This window comes from Phaeodactylibacter luteus (assembly GCF_007993045.1).
Lineage (GTDB): Bacteria > Bacteroidota > Bacteroidia > Chitinophagales > Saprospiraceae > Phaeodactylibacter > Phaeodactylibacter luteus.
Map to the genome: position 1 here is coordinate 1 of NZ_VOOR01000150.1, position 1,065 is coordinate 1,065.

Below are 1,065 nucleotides of genomic sequence, written 5' to 3' on the forward strand. Positions count from 1 at the left end.
AAGTTGGCCGCAGCATGGTTAGCCCGCTTTAGGCTTTGGTCTTCCTTGAACTGTACATCCAGTGACCAGTGCAAATTATTTTCGATAGCCCAGTGACTGCGCACGACCCGGTTGAAGTCTGCGGCACCAGCTTTCAGGCTGCTTATGTAATAGCGCTTCTCCATGCTGAACTGGTTTGTTGCCAGCACCAGACGGCAAGCTGTAATCTCCACTATTGACTCCAGCCCCGGCCACTCCGCACGCAGCTCTTCGCCCAACAGCTTGGCTGGCAATACCCGGCATATCCGCTTTTCCAGCCGGCCATGCCCCTGGTCTGACTGTTCCGCAATATGCTCAGGCAAAGCCTCCAGCTTAAGTTCTTTGTCATTGATCGTGCCCGCTTGCTCAAACAGGCTGCTTACTGCCTCTTTGAGCTTGAGCTGGTTGTTTTTCAAGCCAAAAACATAGTCAGCTTGCTGTCCAAGCAGCTGCTCTGCGATCGCTTTCTGACAACCCATAGCATCTATGGTTACTATGCAGCCACGTAAATCCAGCAATTCCAAGAGTGCAGGTATAGCTGTGATCTCATTAGACTTCTCCTTTGTTTGGTACTGCCCCAGGCACAATTGAAGTTCATTGCACCAGGCTTGCACTAAGTGCACTGCGCTTTTGCCCCCTTGTGCATGTGGGGTTTGTTGCTCCTTCTTTGTAGCACTGCCGCGCAGCTTCTTGCCATCTACGTTTACGATAGTGCCCTCTGGCAGCTCCAAGCCCTTTGTGGCCCAACCGATAAAATGCTCTTCGAAGGTGCGCGGGTCTAGTAAGGACACTACCCGGTTGATCGTATCATGGGAAGGCGTACCATTTTTATATTCATAGAATCTGCGCAGCCATGCCAGTTTCTCCCTGCCAAAGTCAGCAATCTCATCCCAGTCTGAACACCCGCTGACCACGGCACTGAGGGTCAGAAATAATATTTCGCCCAGTGAGTATTTCTTGTGCCGGTCGACCCTGAAGTCAGGAATACTCTCGAAGGTAGTTATTAGGCTTTGTAGCGAAGCTCGATCCTCAGACATTTATTTTTTG

Annotated in this window: 1 protein-coding gene; it reads right to left on the reverse strand. The window is 50.9% G+C overall.

Going from position 1 to position 1,065, the window contains the following annotated elements; genetic code table 11:
• Nucleotides 1–1,055: ISAs1 family transposase (locus FRY97_RS21915; protein ID WP_147169759.1), on the reverse strand; the 1,055-nt coding region annotated here is incomplete at its 3' end.
• Nucleotides 1,056–1,065: the final 10 nt, after the last annotated feature.